14 protein-coding genes are annotated in these 16,319 nt (G+C 32.8%); 10 read left to right on the plus strand and 4 right to left on the minus strand.

Features of this window, described 5'->3' with window-relative positions:
- Nucleotides 1-9 precede the first annotated feature (9 nt).
- The 4 genes from HSX10_RS13045 to HSX10_RS13060 all read left to right on the plus strand — a co-directional run bounded on the left by HSX10_RS13045 (nucleotide 10) and on the right by HSX10_RS13060 (nucleotide 3,514).
- Complete coding sequence (locus tag HSX10_RS13045) at nucleotides 10-615, plus strand: class I SAM-dependent methyltransferase (RefSeq protein ID WP_173588674.1); 606 nt, start codon at nucleotides 10-12, stop codon at nucleotides 613-615.
- Nucleotides 616-791: 176 nt separating this feature from the next.
- A complete protein-coding gene (locus HSX10_RS13050) occupies nucleotides 792-2,123 on the plus strand; it encodes a cytochrome ubiquinol oxidase subunit I (protein WP_173588675.1) in 1,332 nt (443 codons plus the stop codon).
- A gap of 2 nt (nucleotides 2,124-2,125) precedes the next feature.
- Nucleotides 2,126-3,199, plus strand: coding sequence for a cytochrome d ubiquinol oxidase subunit II (gene cydB, locus HSX10_RS13055; RefSeq protein WP_173588676.1), 1,074 nt, complete (start codon nucleotides 2,126-2,128; stop codon nucleotides 3,197-3,199).
- A gap of 15 nt (nucleotides 3,200-3,214) precedes the next feature.
- On the plus strand, nucleotides 3,215-3,514 hold the full coding sequence (locus tag HSX10_RS13060) for a hypothetical protein (protein WP_173588677.1): 300 nt from the start codon (nucleotides 3,215-3,217) through the stop codon (nucleotides 3,512-3,514).
- Nucleotides 3,515-3,584: 70 nt separating this feature from the next.
- Here the strand turns inward: HSX10_RS13060 and nadB are convergent, their stop codons facing one another.
- From nadB to pncA, 3 genes are all read right to left on the minus strand, one after another.
- Nucleotides 3,585-5,168, minus strand: coding sequence for an L-aspartate oxidase (nadB, locus tag HSX10_RS13065; RefSeq protein WP_217363272.1), 1,584 nt, complete (start codon nucleotides 5,166-5,168; stop codon nucleotides 3,585-3,587).
- A 9-nt stretch (nucleotides 5,169-5,177) separates the two neighbouring features.
- Complete coding sequence (gene nadA, locus HSX10_RS13070) at nucleotides 5,178-6,173, minus strand: quinolinate synthase NadA (protein ID WP_173588678.1); 996 nt, start codon at nucleotides 6,171-6,173, stop codon at nucleotides 5,178-5,180.
- A gap of 251 nt (nucleotides 6,174-6,424) precedes the next feature.
- Nucleotides 6,425-7,027: a bifunctional nicotinamidase/pyrazinamidase gene (gene pncA, locus HSX10_RS13075; RefSeq protein WP_173588679.1), complete on the minus strand. Its 603-nt coding sequence runs from the start codon at nucleotides 7,025-7,027 to the stop codon at nucleotides 6,425-6,427.
- A gap of 296 nt (nucleotides 7,028-7,323) precedes the next feature.
- On the opposite strand from pncA, the gene HSX10_RS13080 reads away from it, so the two are divergent.
- The 5 genes from HSX10_RS13080 to HSX10_RS13100 all read left to right on the plus strand — a co-directional run bounded on the left by HSX10_RS13080 (nucleotide 7,324) and on the right by HSX10_RS13100 (nucleotide 13,941).
- Nucleotides 7,324-8,631, plus strand: a complete 1,308-nt coding sequence (locus HSX10_RS13080) for a TolC family protein (protein ID WP_173588680.1) — start codon at nucleotides 7,324-7,326, stop codon at nucleotides 8,629-8,631.
- A gap of 80 nt (nucleotides 8,632-8,711) precedes the next feature.
- Nucleotides 8,712-9,791 carry an efflux RND transporter periplasmic adaptor subunit gene (locus HSX10_RS13085; RefSeq protein ID WP_173588681.1) on the plus strand — a complete coding sequence of 360 codons (1,080 nt, stop codon included), beginning with the start codon at nucleotides 8,712-8,714 and terminating at the stop codon, nucleotides 9,789-9,791.
- A 273-nt stretch (nucleotides 9,792-10,064) separates the two neighbouring features.
- Nucleotides 10,065-13,259 (plus strand): efflux RND transporter permease subunit, encoded by a 3,195-nt coding sequence (locus HSX10_RS13090; protein WP_173588682.1) that lies wholly within the window; start codon nucleotides 10,065-10,067, stop codon nucleotides 13,257-13,259.
- A gap of 147 nt (nucleotides 13,260-13,406) precedes the next feature.
- On the plus strand, nucleotides 13,407-13,712 hold the full coding sequence (locus tag HSX10_RS13095) for a hypothetical protein (protein ID WP_173588683.1): 306 nt from the start codon (nucleotides 13,407-13,409) through the stop codon (nucleotides 13,710-13,712).
- 19 nt (nucleotides 13,713-13,731) lie between these two features.
- Nucleotides 13,732-13,941 (plus strand): YgaP family membrane protein, encoded by a 210-nt coding sequence (locus tag HSX10_RS13100; protein WP_173588684.1) that lies wholly within the window; start codon nucleotides 13,732-13,734, stop codon nucleotides 13,939-13,941.
- A 59-nt stretch (nucleotides 13,942-14,000) separates the two neighbouring features.
- On the opposite strand, the gene HSX10_RS13105 is transcribed toward HSX10_RS13100, so the two are convergent.
- On the minus strand, nucleotides 14,001-15,737 hold the full coding sequence (locus tag HSX10_RS13105) for an alkaline phosphatase D family protein (RefSeq protein WP_173588685.1): 1,737 nt from the start codon (nucleotides 15,735-15,737) through the stop codon (nucleotides 14,001-14,003).
- Between the two features lie 194 nt (nucleotides 15,738-15,931).
- Between HSX10_RS13105 and HSX10_RS13110 the strand changes: the two genes are divergently transcribed.
- Nucleotides 15,932-16,294 carry a DUF4870 domain-containing protein gene (locus tag HSX10_RS13110; protein WP_173588686.1) on the plus strand — a complete coding sequence of 121 codons (363 nt, stop codon included), beginning with the start codon at nucleotides 15,932-15,934 and terminating at the stop codon, nucleotides 16,292-16,294.
- Nucleotides 16,295-16,319: the final 25 nt, after the last annotated feature.

Below are 16,319 nucleotides of genomic sequence, written 5' to 3' on the forward strand. Positions count from 1 at the left end.
GATGTCAATATGAAAAACAACCCAGCAGATTTTTGGAACGATCGTTTTAATAACGAAGAATTTGTTTATGGTACACAACCTAATGTCTTTTTTAAAGAAGCGCTAGATAAGTTAAAAGCAGGAACGCTTCTTTTGCCAGCAGAAGGAGAAGGTCGTAACGCTGTTTATGCCGCTACAAATAATTGGAATGTTTCTGCTTTTGATATCAGTAAAAGCGGAAAAGAAAAAGCATTGCTTTTGTCTAAACAAAATAATGTTTCAATAGCTTATGATGTCGTTGGCGTATTAGATTATACAAGCGATAAACAATTTGATGTTATAGGTTTATGTTATACGCATTTCCCTATAGATATTCGTAAACAAGCAAACCAACACCTATTAAAATTTCTTAAAAAAGGAGGTATAGTTATTTTTGAAGCTTTCTCTAAAGCGCAATTAAAAAATAATTCTGGTGGTCCTAAAAACGAAGCAATGTTATTTTCTATAGAAGAGATAAAACAAGAGTTTAAAGGTTTAGAATTTAAATTTTTGGAAGAAAAAATAGTAGAACTCTCAGAAGGTGAATTTCATAAAGGAAACGCAGACGTTATTCGGTTTATAGGTGTAAAACTATAAATGTATTTATACTGTGATGAGTGCTTTATATTATTGTGTTTTAGATTTAGTTATTAGACTTAATACCAAATATCTTTCCGTTGTAATTTTAACTAAATAGAACTTAAAAATTGTAACAAATGTAACGTAGCAAAACTTTCAAAAAGCATAACTTTGTATTATCCAAAATAAAGTTTATGGAAGACATGATTTTTTACGATAGATTGCAATTTGCATTTACTATCACATTTCACTACATATTTCCACAATTAACCATGGGATTATCCTTAATGATAGTCTATTTCAAATGGAAATACCTCAGAAATAAAATTGAAAAATATAACAATGCAGCAAAGTTTTTTATGAAAATCTTTGCCATTAATTTTACAATGGGTGTCGTTACAGGGATTCCAATGGAATTTCAATTTGGTACCAATTGGGCAAAGTTCTCTGAATTAACAGGTGGTATTATAGGTCAGACCTTAGCCATGGAAGGTATGTTTTCTTTCTTTTTAGAATCCTCATTTTTAGCGCTATTTATTTTTGGTGAGAAATTAATGGGACAAAAACTACATTTCTTAACTGGTTTTTTAGTCTTTTTAGGTTCTTGGGCAAGTGGTTGGTTTATTTTAGCCACCAATGCTTGGATGCAACATCCTGTAGGTTATGAAATCTTAGATAATGGAAAATTTGTATTAGACAATTTTTCAGAGCTTTTTACTAATCCTTGGTTACTACCAGCGTTCCTACACAATCAAATGGCATCTGTTGTAACTTCAGCTTTTGTAATGGCAAGTATTGGAGCTTTTTATATTTTAAGAGATAAACATTCAGAATACGGAAGATTATTTTTAAAAACAGGTGTTGTTTTTGGATTAATATCTAGTGTTTTAGTAGCTTTTCCTACAGGAGATTGGAACGCTAAAAACGTAGCAAAACATCAGCCAGGAGCTTTTGCAGCAATGGAAGGTATTTTTGAAACTGAAGATGCTGGTGCAGAAATAGTACTTATTGGTCAACCCAATATGGTAAAGAAAAAATTAGACAATAAAATTGCCGTTCCTAATATCTTAAGCTTTTTAACCTATCAAGAATGGCATAAACAGATTCCAGGAATGGATCAATTTGAAGAAGAAGAATTACCAGATAATATTCCTGCGCTGTATTATTCTTATCATATAATGGTCGGTTTAGGAACTATTTTTATAGGGGTCATGGCTTTAGCGCTTTTCTTTTTATGGCGTAAAAAATTGTACAACATGAAGTCTTTACTTTGGACCATCATGTTTTTGGTACCGTTTCCTTACATCGCAAACATTACCGGTTGGTATACTGCAGAATTAGGAAGACAGCCTTATTTAGTTTACGGTCTATTAAAAACAAGCGATGGTATTTCACCAACGGTTTCATCTGGGAATACCTTATTTACTTTACTCGGTTTTGTTGCTTTATATATGCTTTTAGGATTGTTATTTTTAGTCTTAGTTGGTAAAACTATTAACCACGGTCCAACACCTCAAAAACATTAATTATGGAAATATTTTGGTACATAGCAATAGGAATTGTCCTAACCGTGTTTTTTATTTTAGACGGTTATGATTTTGGTGCGGGAATTATTCATTTATTTTTTGCGAAGGAAGAAAAAGATAAAGAAGTCATTACAAAATCTGCAGGCTTATTTTGGGATTCTAACGAAGTTTGGTTAGTGGCTGCAGGAGGTATGCTTTTTATGGCGTTCCCAACATTTTATGCCTCTGTTTTTAGTGGATTTTATTTGCCACTAATAATTGTGTTATGGTTAATTATTTTTAGAGCCATCGGATTAGAGTTTAGAGGGCAATTTAAATATCAAATGTGGAAAGATATTTGGGATAAATCCTTTGGTGTTTCTAGTTTGTTATTAGCGTTGTTTTTCGGAATCGCTTTAGGTAATATCGTTAGAGGAGTAAACCTAGGAAGTGTAGAAAATGGCGTGTCTGCTCACGAAGGGCATTATTTCTTCTTACCGTTATGGGACAGTAGTTTTAGTCCATTAACAGACCATCCAGGAGTTATCGATTGGTTTACTATAATAATTGGTTTAATAGCTGTAGTTACTTTAGCAATTCATGGTGCCAATTGGATCATTCTAAAAACCAATTCCTCTATAAATAAGAAACTCAAAGGTGTTATTTTTAAATTAAACATCGCTTTAGCAGCTCTTACCATTTTTTCTTTAGTTGTATGGCAAAACGTGAACTCCAATTCATTAGATAATTTTATTCATAAGCCTTATTTAATGTTATTTCCTATCATTTATTTAACAGGATTGATAGGATTATTTTTTGTTAAAAAAATTAAAAAGAATAGTCATGCTTTTTTGTTGTCAACTTTGTTGATTTTAGGTGGAATTACCTCTTCATTGGCATCTTTATTTCCAGTAATATTACCTTCAATTAATAATAAGCATGAGGATTTAACCATTTATAATACGTCTGCATCAGAATATGGGTTGTCTGTAGCTTTAATTTGGGGGATTATAGGCTTTGCCTTGATTGTTGTTTACTTTATTATTCAAAAAAGATTAATGAGCGGAAAAATTGACAACATGGATTATGGCCATTAGAATATTCATAATATTATGACAGGAACACTAATCGCATTAATAAGTATTGTAATAGGAATAGTCGCAGCAAACGTAACCGGATATGTTTATAAAAAATATTCATTCGGAGTTATAGGCAATACCTTAATTGGTGTTTTTGGAAGTGTTTTTCTTATCAAATCATTTGGCAGATTAGGCTTCGATCCGTGGTCTATTATGAATGATGGAGACTTTGATGGTATGCGCTTAATTATTAATTTATTAGTGTCTGCTTTAGGTGGTGTTTTAGGTTTAATTGTAACTAAAATGATTTATAGTAAAATGAATAAAGAGTAGCTCATAACTTATAAGTTACTCTTTATTCATTTTCATGTTAATAAAATTAAAGATCAAGTGTTTTTTTATTTCAAACCAAATCCATATTATAAAAACCACCACAGTTTTTCTTTCGTTTTTTAGAAAATTTAGTGATTAAATAAGCGGTGATAATCAAGTTTCGTAATTCACATAAATCAGAAGATAATTCTGAGTGGTCATATAAACGTTTGTTATCTTTATGTAACACACGCAAGCGTTTTTCTGCACGTAATAAGCGTTCGTTAGATCTTACAATACCAACATAATTACTCATTATGGTTTTAACTTCATTTTTATCGTGTGTAATTAAAATGTTTTCCATGTTTTTAATCACGCCGCTATCATTCCATTCGGGGATTCCTTTTGGCATCGTCACGTTTTCAAATTTTTTATGAACATGAAGATAAGCTCGATGTGCGTAAACCAAACCTTCTAATAATGAATTCGAAGCTAATCGGTTGCCGCCATGTAATCCTGTTCGGGTTACTTCACCACACGCATATAAGTTTTTAATAGAAGTTCTTGCACTTTTATTAACTTTAACACCACCACAGATGTAATGAGAAGCCGGTAAAACAGGAATGTAATCTGTTCTAATATCGATACCAAGTGAAGCACATTTTTCGGTAATATTAGGGAAATGAGCTTTAAATTTTTCAAAATCTAAATGGGTACAATCTAAGTACACATGTGGCGAACCACTTTTCTTTAATTCATTATCAATAGCTCTGGCTACAATATCTCTCGATGCTAATTCTTCGCGTTCATCATATAGGTGCATAAAAGCTTTACCCTCAATAGTTCTTAATTTGGCTCCAAAACCTCTTACAGCTTCAGAAATTAAAAAAGCAGGATATTCCCCTGGATTATACAATGCGGTTGGGTGAAATTGAATAAATTCTACATCAGCAATTTCAGCTTTAGCTCTATACGCCATGGCTAAACCATCACCTGTTGCTACTTTAGGATTGGTGGTGGTTTCATAAATTTGTCCGCTTCCACCAGAAGCTAACATGGTAAATTTACTTACAAAGGTTTTTACAACCGCTTTTTTTTCATCTAAGACATAAGCCCCAAAACAAGATATTTTAGAGTGTCGCTTTGTTTTTGTTTTTTTAGCTTGGTGTTCAGTAATAAAATCAATGGCATAATGATGCTCTAAAAATTCAATATTAGGTTGCGCATTTACTTGGGCAATTAAAGCCCGTTCAATTTCTGCACCTGTAACATCAGTATGATGTAAAATTCGGTTTTGAGAATGACCACCTTCGCGGCCTAAATCGTATTCGCCTGCATCATTTTTATCAAATTTTGTTCCCCAATCTATTAATTCTTGCAAGCGGTCAGGAGCATGTTTTACCACCATTCTCACCACTTTTTCATCACACAAACCATCACCAGCAATTAAAGTATCTTGTATATGCTGTTCAAAGCTATCAACCGTTTTATCATAAACCGTTGCAATACCACCTTGAGCGTATTTAGTATTCGATTCTGTTTTTTCATCTTTGGTAATAATAATGATCTTAGAATCTTTATATTGAATTGCAATTTTTAAAGCAAAAGTTAAGCCTGAAACTCCAGAGCCAATAACTAAAAAATCGCATTCTATTATTTTTTTTTCACTTACCATTTTATATACTTATTTTGAAAGTTCTAACATTCTTTCAATCGAAACAATCGCCTTTTTAGCTAATTCAGCATCAACCTCAATGTTGGGCAATTCGTGTTTAATACACAAGTAAAGCTTTTTTAAGGTATTCATTTTCATATAAGCACATTCACTGCAGGCACAAGTGTTATCTTCTTTTGCAGGAGCAGGAATGATTTCTTTGTCAGGATTTTCTTGAAGCATTTGAAATAAGATTCCGGCTTCAGTCGCTACTATAAATTTTGTTTTATTACTGTTTTTTACATAGTTTAATAAGCCAGCGGTAGAACCAATATATTTAGCTACTCTTAATAAATGAGCTTCCGATTCGGGATGCGCTATAATCTCAGCATCAGGATGTGCTTTATGTAGTTCTATTAATTTTTCCATAGAAAAAGCTTCATGGACAAGGCAAGACCCATCCCATAAAACCATATTACGTCCTGTTTCTTTATTTAAATAAGCACCCAGATTTCTATCGGGTGCAAAAATAATGGGCTGTTCTTTAGGTATAGAATCCACTATTTTTTTAGCATTAGATGACGTACAGACATAATCGCTTAAGGCTTTTATTTCTGCGGAACAATTAATATAAGTTACTACGACATGGTTTGGATATCGTTTTTTAAATTCTGAAAACTTATCTGGCGGACAAGAATCGGCTAAAGAACAACCAGCAAATAAATCAGGAAGTAATACTTTTTTAGTTGGATTTAAAATTTTTGCAGTTTCTGCCATAAAATGTACACCTGCAAAAATAATCATATCCGCATCCGTTTTTGCTGCTTGTTGAGCTAAAGCTAAGCTGTCACCAACAAAATCGGCAATTTCTTGAATTTCGTCTCTCTGATAATAATGTGCAAGAAGAATGGCATTTTTCTCTTTTTTTAATCGCTTTATTTCTTTTACGTAATCAATATTTGGTGTTTCAATATCTAAATACCCTTTTTGTTTCAGGTTTAATTTGGCGGATTCTAATGTTATCATTTCTAATAGGAATCAATGAATAGTTTAAAATAAAGCATACGTCTTTTGCAAAAATAGAGTCTTCCTTTTTTTTAAAACATGATAAAAAACATATAAATATTATGAATTTATATGAGCGATAGTGTGTGAGTGTTGCTAAAGTTTTTTTTATAAAAGACGTTAGGCATAAGATTTATGCTGTAGTGTTTTGTGAATTTAAAAAGTTATAATTAACCAATTCTATGTGATTGATATCGTAATTTTTATTAAATTTAAAATTCTGATGTTACCATATTAATTCCCATAGCGATCATTTCCGTTTTAAGTTTTTCAAATCCTTCATTATCTAATGCTTTAGAGGCATCTTCAATAAAAGTACAGTTAAAACCTTCTTTAAAAGCATCGTAGATTGAAAAATAAACACAAATATCTGAGGCTAAACCGCATAAAAAGAGTTCGGTAGTTCCTTTTTCTTTTAAATAATTTGCCAATCCAGTTGACTTTAAATGTCTATTGTCATAAAACGCACTGTAACTATCAATATTTTTATTTGTTCCTTTTCTAAAAATAGCTTCAAAACTTTCTGTATTTAAATCAGGATGAAATTCAGCGCCTTTTGTGCCTTGCACACAATGGTCTGGCCACAGGGTTTGTGGCTTACCGTGAATTTCAATCTCATCAAAATTAGATTTTCCTTTATGATTGCTAGCAAAACTTACATGATTACTAGGATGCCAGTCTTGTGTGCCAATTATCAAATTAAATTTTGGTTGTATTTTATTAATTATAGGTACAATTTGATGTCCATTAGGAACAGGAAGTGACCCATTTGGCATAAAGTCGTTTTGTACATCAATTATCAGTAACGTTTTCATTAGTAGAATTTTTGTACAGGTTTAGTTAAAATTAACTTGGGCAAATTTGCATTAAAATCGCTTAGTGTAAGCAATCACAATATTCATAAAAATAGAGTGAATAAATTTAAGAATATTTTGTCACTCAAAAAACGTAGTGTTAAGAAAGTTCTATTTTTTATTATGAGTATACTTTTTAATAGTGAAATAATAAAGTAAAAAATAGAACGAATTAAAAAAGGAAAAAACGCCAAGTAACATTGGTTACAGACTTAACAAATACATTGTGCTAATTTTGTCATATAAATTAACAATCAATGAAAAAAACTGTTTCTATATTACTGTTATGCTTTGCTTTAAACCTGATGGTGCAAGCCCAACAATTAGTACCTATAACTAAAACAGAGGTCTTATCTAAAGTTTCAGAGAATAATACTTCTATTAAGATTTCTGAAGAAGAATTCAATCAAGCTAAAGCAGATTACAGACAAACCAATGCGGTGTTTTTGCCAAACATTACAGCAAGTCATACTGCTATGGCAACAACAAATCCATTAATGGCTTTTGGCTCTAAATTGAATCAGGAAATTTTGACCTCAAACGATTTTAGTCCAGCGTTATTAAACGATCCTTCACAAATAGAAAACTACGCTACAAAATTCGAAATTCAACAACCATTAATTAATGTCGATGGTATGTTTCAGCGTAAGGCAGCGAAATCTAAAATGGAAGCGATGTCTTTAAAAACGGAGCGTACACAAGATTATTTAGCCTTTGAAGTAGAGAAAGCTTATATGCAATTACAGTTAGCATATAAAGCGGTAGATGTTTTAGAAAAAGCCTTAGAAGCTGCAAATGCTAATAAATCATTAGCTGACAACAGTTTAAAACAAGGCTATTTACAAAGAGCAGATGTCTTAAACGTAGAAGTACGTGTTACGGAAGTGCAAAACCAATTACAATCGGCTAAAAGTAATGTGCAAAATGCTTCTAATTATCTGTCGTTTTTAATGAATGATGAAAGTTACGTGGTTTACACACCAACAGATAGTTTAACGGTTTCAACTTTTGGAATGGAAGACAAATCGATTTCAGAAAATCGTTCAGATATTAAAGCGATGCAACTAGCTTCAAATGCTTATGAGGCTATGAGTAAAGCAGATAAAATGGCTTTTTTACCACGATTAAATGCTTTTGGAAGTTATGAATTATATGATGATCAAATTTTTCAAGCCGATGCGAGTGGTTATTTATTTGGAGCGCAATTGAGCTGGGATATTTTTCAAGGCTCTAAACGTTTTGGAAAAGCTCAAAAAAGTAAATCGGAATTTGAAAAGTCAAAACTAGAATACAAACAATACGTATCAAAAAGTAATTTAGAACTTAACAAAGCGAAACGTGCTTTTACAGATGCTGAAAACAAACTAAAATTAACGGCCTTAGCTTTAGAACAATCGGAAGAGTCTTTAAGAATAAGAACCAATAGATTTAAAGAGGGTTTAGAAAAAACATCAGATTTATTAATTGCCGAAACACAGTATTCACAGAAGCAACTCGAATATTATCAAACCATTTTTGAATACAATTACGCACAAGCTTATTTACAATTTTTAACCAAGGAATAAAACCTCTCGACTGCGCTCGAGGAGACAGAATGTTGTCTGGTTGAGCGCAGTCGAAACCTAATTAATAAACAAATTACAAAATGAAAAAATATATTTACGTATTAACGCTAGCAGCAACAGCCTTTTTTGTAACAAGTTGTGGCAGCGAAGACAAAAAAGCCGTTGTAGATAATTCACCTGCAATTGTTGTAAAGATAAGCCAGGTAGATACTAATGGAAATAGTCCATTTTTAAGTGTAAGTGGAAAAATTCAAGCTTCAAATAGTGCGGATTTAAGTACTAGAATGATGGGATACGTTAATAAAGTACATGTTAATGTAGGTGATAAAGTAAATAAAGGGCAGTTATTAGTGTCTATAAATAATGCCGATTTACAAGCTAAAAAAGCACAAGTTAATGCTGGGATAACAGAAGCAGCAGCAGCTTTTAATAATGCACAAAAAGATTATAACCGTTTTAAAAATTTGTTTGCAGAAAATAGTGCTTCACAAAAAGAAATGGATGATATGACGGCTAATTTTGAAATGGCAAAAGCGCGTTTAGAATCTGCTAATCAGATGAAAAATGAAGTCAATGCACAATTCACTTACAGTAATATTACAGCACCATTTAGCGGAATAGTGACAAGTAAAAATGTAGAAGCTGGTAATATGGCAAATCCAGGTGTGCCTTTAATAAGTATTGAAACCCCTGGGAATTTTGAAGTGATGGCAATGGTGCCTGAAACAGAAATTTCAGAAATTAAAAAAGGAACGACTGTAGATGTTTTGGTAAAATCTATTAACCAAACCATTAAAGGTAAAGTTACAGAAGTAAGTACTTCTGCTAAAAATACAGGAGGTCAATATCTCGTAAAAATAGCTTTAGATAAAACTGAAGTAAATATTTTATCGGGAATGTTTACTACGGTTCAATTTCCTGTAGAAAGAAAATCGAAATCAGAACTGGTATTAGTACCTAGTGAAAGCATTATTACCAATGGGCAGTTAACCTGTTTATATACGGTAAGTCAAAGCAATACAGCACTATTACGTTGGTTGCGTTTAGGAAGAACTTACGGAGATCAGGTAGAAGTGTTAGCGGGTTTAAATGCAGGAGAAACTTATATCGTTTCAGCTGAAGGAAAACTTTATAATGGAGTAAAAATAAATGTTCAGTAGATAGTTTTTAGTCGCAGTTTGCAGTATCCTGCAAGGTTTCTGAAACCTTGTAGGTATAAATAAGAGTAAATCACATAAGAGTAAGCGCGTTAAGGATAGAAGTAGAAATCCTTTTTTTGCTGCCATAAATGGCGAAAAAAGATTGTAACGGATAGCCTGTTAAAACGCCCAAAAAATATAAAATAATGAAACGAGTAAAACGGATTTTAAAGTTTAAAAAGAAGTCTTATATACGAGTTCCATTTGTCAACTTTTCAAAATAATAAAAGTCAAATGAAAGAAGGTATCGCAGGGAAAATTGCCAAGATCTTTATACAATCTAAGTTAACTGTGTTGTTAATGATTGTATTTATGGTTGTTGGTGTGTATAGTTCGTTTTTAATTCCGCGTGAAGAGGAACCACAAATTGATGTGCCGATGGCAGACATTTTTGTTGGTTATCCAGGCGCAAGTCCTACGGAAGTAGAATCAAGAGTCATTAAACCATTAGAGCAATTAATCTCGAATATCAAAGGGGTGGAATATGTGTATTCTACATCGATGAAAGAACAAGGGATGGTGATTGTTCAGTTTTATGTGGGGGAAGATATTGAGCGTTCGTTTGTAAAATTATACAACGAAATCAATAAACACATGGATCAAATGCCAGCAGGGGTAACGTTTCCTTTAGTAAAAACACGCGCCATTGACGATGTGCCAATGTTAGGATTAACCCTATGGAGTGAGAATTACGACGATTACCAATTAAGCCAAATGGCACAAGAGCTTGAGGCGGAAATTAAAAAGGTGAATGACGTTGCTATTACCCATAAAATTGGAGGTCGAAACCGTCAGTTACGTGTGGTTTTAGATAAAGATAAATTAGCATCAAGCGGTTTAGATTTCTTATCAGTTTCAGAAATGATTAAGGCGAATAACAGTCAATTGAGTTCAGGGAGTTTTGATAAAAACGATACAGAGTTTTTAATTAATACAGGTAAGTTTTTAGAATCTGTTACCGATGTAGAAAATTTAGTGGTTGGTGTTCAACAAAATCAACCTATTTACTTAAAACAAGTTGCTAAAATTATTGATGGTCCAGAAGTACCGCAAAATTATGTGAGTTTAGGCTTCGGTAAAGGGAGTGTAAAATCAGCAGATTATAAATCAGAATATCCCGCAGTTACTATTTCTGTAGCGAAGCGAAAAGGTGCGGATGCAATGAAAATTTCAGAGGTGATTATTGATAAAGTAGATCATTTAAGAAGCACTTTGATCCCCGATGATGTTCATGTAGAAATTACTAGAAACTACGGAGAAACAGCATCTCATAAAGTATCGGAATTACTGTGGCACCTTATCGGTTCTATCTTTGCGGTTACTATTGTGGTAATGTTAGCCATGGGCTGGAGAGGAGGATTGGTCGTGTTTTTATCAGTACCAATTACGTTTGCTTTAACGCTGTTGAGTTATTACATGATGGACTACACATTAAACCGAATTACACTTTTTGCTTTGGTGTTTGTAACAGGAATTGTGGTGGATGACTCAATTATTATTGCAGAAAACATGCATAGGCATTTTAAAATGAAACGCTTGCCATTTAAACAAGCGGCTTTATATGCGATTAATGAAGTAGGGAACCCAACTATATTAGCCACATTTACAGTAATTGCTTCGGTTTTACCAATGGCTTTTGTTTCTGGATTAATGGGGCCCTATATGGCGCCAATGCCAATAGGAGCATCTATTGCTATGATTTTATCACTATTTGTAGCTTTAACTATTACACCGTATTTAGGTTATATTTTCTTAAGAGAAAAAGAGAAAAAAGGCGCTGAAAATAAACCAGAAGTTGCGATTGAAGAGACACGTATTTATAAGATTTATAACAAATTTGAAAGACCGCTTTTAGAAAATAAAGGAATGCGTTGGTTGTTTTTATTAGGAACTTTTGCGGTGCTAATGGGAACTATGGTATTATTTTTTACCAATTCTGTAGCCGTAAAAATGTTACCGTTTGATAATAAGAATGAATTTCAGATTGTGATTGATATGCCAGAAGGATCTACGCTAGAACGTACAGGTGTTGTGGCTCAAGAAATTTCACAATATTTATCTACACGACCAGAAGTAGTGAATTATCAAAACTATGTTGGGACTTCTGCACCAATAACCTTTAACGGTTTGGTACGTCATTACGATTTACGTGGTGGATCTAACATGGCAGATATTCAAGTGAATTTAATTGATAAAGAAGAGCGTACAGCACAGAGTCATGATATTGCTAAGTTATTACGACCAGATATTCAGAAAATAGCATCTAAATACAATGCGAATGTGAAATTGGTAGAAGTACCACCAGGACCACCGGTAATGTCTACAATTGTTGCTGAGGTTTATGGACCTGATTACGATGAGCAGATTAAAGTGGCTAAGCATGTAGAAAATATTCTTAATAATACAGCTGATGTTGTCGATGTAGATTGGATGGTAGAAGCAGACCAAACTGAATATCAATTTGAGATTAATAAAGAAAAAGCAATGTTATATGGCGTAGCACCACAGCAAATTGCTTATACCATGAATATGGCTTTATCTAACAGAGCGATTACTAATTTATATGATGAGGATGCGGTGAGCCAAATAGGCTTGGTGTTAGCTTTAGATGAAAAAGAGAAATCGACGATTACTGATATTTCACAATTAAAAGTGAAGTCTAAGCAAGGGAATTTAGTACCAATCGCGGATTTAGTAACTATTACAGAAGCATCGGCAGCTAAAAGTATTTATCGTAAAAATCAAAAGCGTGTTGTTTATGTGATGGCAGACATGGCAGGGGAGTTAGAGAGTCCGGCGTATGCTATTTTAGGAATGGAAGAAAAGTTAAAAGAAATTCCATTGCCACCAGGTTTTGCTATTAACGAAATGTACTTAGGTCAGCCAGAATTTGAAGATGATTATACCGTAAAATGGGATGGAGAATGGCAAATTACTTTGGAAGTATTTAGAGATTTAGGAATTGCCTTTTTAGGAGCCATCATCTTAATCTATATCTTAATTGTAGGTTGGTTTCAAAACTTTAAAGCACCAATTGTAATGATGGTTGCAATTCCATTATCGTTAATTGGAATTATTCTCGGGCATTGGATTATGGGCGCATTTTTTACTGCAACTTCTTTTATTGGTATGATTGCTTTAGCAGGAATTATGGTTAGAAACTCTGTTTTACTGATTGATTTTATAAACCTAAGAACAGCAGAAGGTGTACCATTAAAACAAGCTGCAATTGAAGCAGGAGCTGTGAGAACAACACCAATTCTACTAACCGCAGGAACCGTAGTCATCGGAGCATTCGTAATTCTATTTGATCCGATTTTTCAAGGATTAGCCATTTCATTAATGGGAGGAACGATTGTTTCTACAGTGTTGACATTATTAGTGGTGCCATTAGTGTATTACATGATAGAGAAGAAGAATTATAAATAACAGGTCGTCAAATAACAGGTCGTCACTTCGAGTAGTTTTTGAGGTATTAAAAAAATTGTATCGAGAATATATTAATCAAGACTTCTCGATATAGTTTTCTATCGAAAATCACTTGAAGTTACGGTCATAACATAATACAAAAACAACATGAAATTAGTCATAGTTACAGCAGTAGAAGAATTTCAAAAAGAGGTTTTGAAATTATTCAAAAAAGCCAATATTCAGAATCTAAGTAGTTCCGATATTGATGGTCATAAAACCGGACCATCTGTAACGATGGCTTCTAGTTGGTTTCCAGGAGAGCAATTTGGTAATGAATCGCGTTTATTTTTCTCGTTTGCAGAAGATGAGAATATTGATGCGTTATTCGATTTATTAAAAGAATTTAATACTAATGTAGAAACTAATAATCCTATTAAAGCGGTTGTGGTTCCTATTGAAAAATCTATTTAAACTTAAAAAAAAAGAAAACATGTTAAATACATATTTTAGAGTTATTGTTGGTGTCATGGTATTACTAAGTGTAGTACTTACCGTTTATGTAAGTCCAAATTGGATGTGGTTCACCGTATTTATTGGCGTAAATTTAATTCAGTCTGCTTTTACCAAATGGTGTTTATTAGAAACTATTCTGGTGAAATTAGGCATAAAAAAAGAAGGCGGTAGTTGTAAGTCTTGCTAACAACGGTTGCCTTCTTTTGTTTATAAATATAGATTTGGAGTTACTGTATAGTTTTAAAATTATACAGTAACCGTATTTCCGGTTTGTGTACTATATGTTTCAGAAAAAACAGTATCTACAAATATCCAATTAGATGTTGCAGAACCTGGGCTAAAAGTTACTTCCATATAACCACGTCTTGCAGAATCAAAATAATTTAAGTCATCAATAAGTATCGTAATGGCTTGTTGAAAACCGGCAACAAAACTCGCTTCAGAACCTAAATAGGTGTCAAAACCAGGAGAAGATACTGATGAGGTCGCAAATTCGGTTACTGTAGAGTTTCCGCTATTAGATGTTACTTCATTAGACCATGCATTGTGTGTGTCACCCGCTAAAACAACCACTTTTTTATCTGCAAAAGCTTCTAATATAATTTCGCGTTCGGCAGGATAACCGTCCCAAGCGTCTAAATTATAAGGTAAAACAGTATTTATTCGTGCTAATTCTGCTTCTGTAAGTGTAGGGTCATTGGCAAGAACTCTTAGTTTTAATGTTACAAGCTCTTCTAATTGTTGTTGAAAACTAGCCATTGATGTTGCAGAAGCAGATCCTGTTGCTGTTATTTCAGCTATAATAGTTGTTAAAGCCATTAATAATTCAGCAGGAACCATCATTTTACCCATTAAAACTTGTTGTCCTATTACTTGCCATTCTGCACTGTTACCGCTTACTTCATTTAAAAGCCAGTTTTTCTGAGTGGTTCCTAAAATGGTTCTACTTGTATCTAACCATTCTTGCTGAAATGTAGCAGCATCAAAACCACCCGTAGCATCAAAATAATCGGTAATTACTAATTGTTTATCTCTACCAACTAATCGTGTATCTAACATGACTAAATTAACTAAATCTCCTATTTGGAAACTACGATAGATAATGCTAATATCATTGGTTTTAGCAGGAAGGTATTCGCTATAAGCTTGTAATGCACTTTGTTTTCTAGCTTCAAAAGAACCTTCATCACTTTGGTGATTTTCAGCACCATCTTTATAAGTATCGTTTGATATTTCGTGATCATCCCAAACACAGATAAATGGTTTCTTCTGGTGAAGTAACATAAGATTTTCATCACTTCTGTATTGTTTGTATCTCGTTCTGTAATCGTCTAATGAAATTGTTTCATGAGTTGGGCTATGCGTTCTTCCTAAGGCTGCTGTATATTCATTTGTACCATATTCGTTTTCGCCATATTCATAAATATAATCTCCTAGGTGGATCACAATATCTAAGTCAGAATTTGCCATAGAATTATAAACGGTAAATAAACCAGCAGCATAATTAGCACAAGAGGTTACACCTAATTTAATTTGATTAACATTACCTGTTGGCAAAGTTATCGTCTCTCCAATAGGCGACGTACTTTCATCTTCTGTGTTTATAAAACGATAATATAATTTTAAATCGGCATCTAAATCTTGAATTTCAACGGCAGCAGTAAAATCTCTAGAGCTGTCTGTTATTACTTCACCATCTCTTATTATAGTTGTAAAATCTGCATCTGTAGCAATTTGCCAAATTAGTGTGATAGAAGGTAAATTAGTTGTGTAACGTGTCCAAATAATTACTTGTGATTGTGTGGGATCGAAACTAGCGACACCTTCATTGAAGTTTTGATTTGTATACCCTGTGAAATCTATATCTCCACTGGTAAAATCATCATCACTACTACAGCTAATGAAATTTGGAACTAATAAAATTCCTCCAGTTGCTAAGGCTGCATTTTTTATAAAATTTCTTCGGCTAAAATTCTTATTCATATCTATTATAACTTTTATCGCAAGTTATAATGTAAGGCGGTATAATTATTTTATCTAAGTGTTATATATGTATGTCTTTGATGTTAAACTAATAAGCTAATGTTAAATTAATATTTTAATATTTTAGATTATTCTTAAAGTATTCTGTAACATAATAAATATATGTGCGTCTTATAGTTGTAAAATCATCAATCATGGAATCAAATTATCACACCTTAAAACGAACAGACAATCAATTATTAGTTTTAACACACTTATCTCAACTACTAACTTATGCAACTGTATTTGGAGGTTTTATTGCACCATTAATTCTTTGGGCAACACAAAAAGAACAAGTAGAAGGTATGGATGTGCATGGGAAATCTATTTTAAATTTTCAGATTAGTATTTTCATTTACTCTATAATCAGTATCCCTTTAATCTTTCTATTTGGGTTAGGGATTATAACTTTAATACTTGTTGCAATTTTGGCATTTATTATGCCAATAGTGAACGCTATAAAAGCCAGTAAAGGCGAATTACCATATTATCCATTGTCTTTTATTTTTGTTAGTTAGGAATTTACATAATGGAAGTAAAAAG

Source organism: Winogradskyella undariae, from assembly GCF_013285155.1.
GTDB lineage: Bacteria > Bacteroidota > Bacteroidia > Flavobacteriales > Flavobacteriaceae > Winogradskyella > Winogradskyella undariae.

Coding starts and splice junctions, on each gene's coding strand:
- HSX10_RS13045 (WP_173588674.1), top strand. CDS start 10: ATGAAAAACAACCCAGCAGATTTTTGGAACGATCGTTTTAATAACGAA.
- HSX10_RS13050 (WP_173588675.1), top strand. CDS start 792: ATGGAAGACATGATTTTTTACGATAGATTGCAATTTGCATTTACTATC.
- cydB (WP_173588676.1), top strand. CDS start 2,126: ATGGAAATATTTTGGTACATAGCAATAGGAATTGTCCTAACCGTGTTT.
- HSX10_RS13060 (WP_173588677.1), top strand. CDS start 3,215: ATGACAGGAACACTAATCGCATTAATAAGTATTGTAATAGGAATAGTC.
- nadB (WP_217363272.1), bottom strand. CDS start 5,168: ATGGTAAGTGAAAAAAAAATAATAGAATGCGATTTTTTAGTTATTGGC.
- nadA (WP_173588678.1), bottom strand. CDS start 6,173: ATGATAACATTAGAATCCGCCAAATTAAACCTGAAACAAAAAGGGTAT.
- pncA (WP_173588679.1), bottom strand. CDS start 7,027: ATGAAAACGTTACTGATAATTGATGTACAAAACGACTTTATGCCAAAT.
- HSX10_RS13080 (WP_173588680.1), top strand. CDS start 7,324: ATGAAAAAAACTGTTTCTATATTACTGTTATGCTTTGCTTTAAACCTG.
- HSX10_RS13085 (WP_173588681.1), top strand. CDS start 8,712: ATGAAAAAATATATTTACGTATTAACGCTAGCAGCAACAGCCTTTTTT.
- HSX10_RS13090 (WP_173588682.1), top strand. CDS start 10,065: ATGAAAGAAGGTATCGCAGGGAAAATTGCCAAGATCTTTATACAATCT.
- HSX10_RS13095 (WP_173588683.1), top strand. CDS start 13,407: ATGAAATTAGTCATAGTTACAGCAGTAGAAGAATTTCAAAAAGAGGTT.
- HSX10_RS13100 (WP_173588684.1), top strand. CDS start 13,732: ATGTTAAATACATATTTTAGAGTTATTGTTGGTGTCATGGTATTACTA.
- HSX10_RS13105 (WP_173588685.1), bottom strand. CDS start 15,737: ATGAATAAGAATTTTAGCCGAAGAAATTTTATAAAAAATGCAGCCTTA.
- HSX10_RS13110 (WP_173588686.1), top strand. CDS start 15,932: ATGGAATCAAATTATCACACCTTAAAACGAACAGACAATCAATTATTA.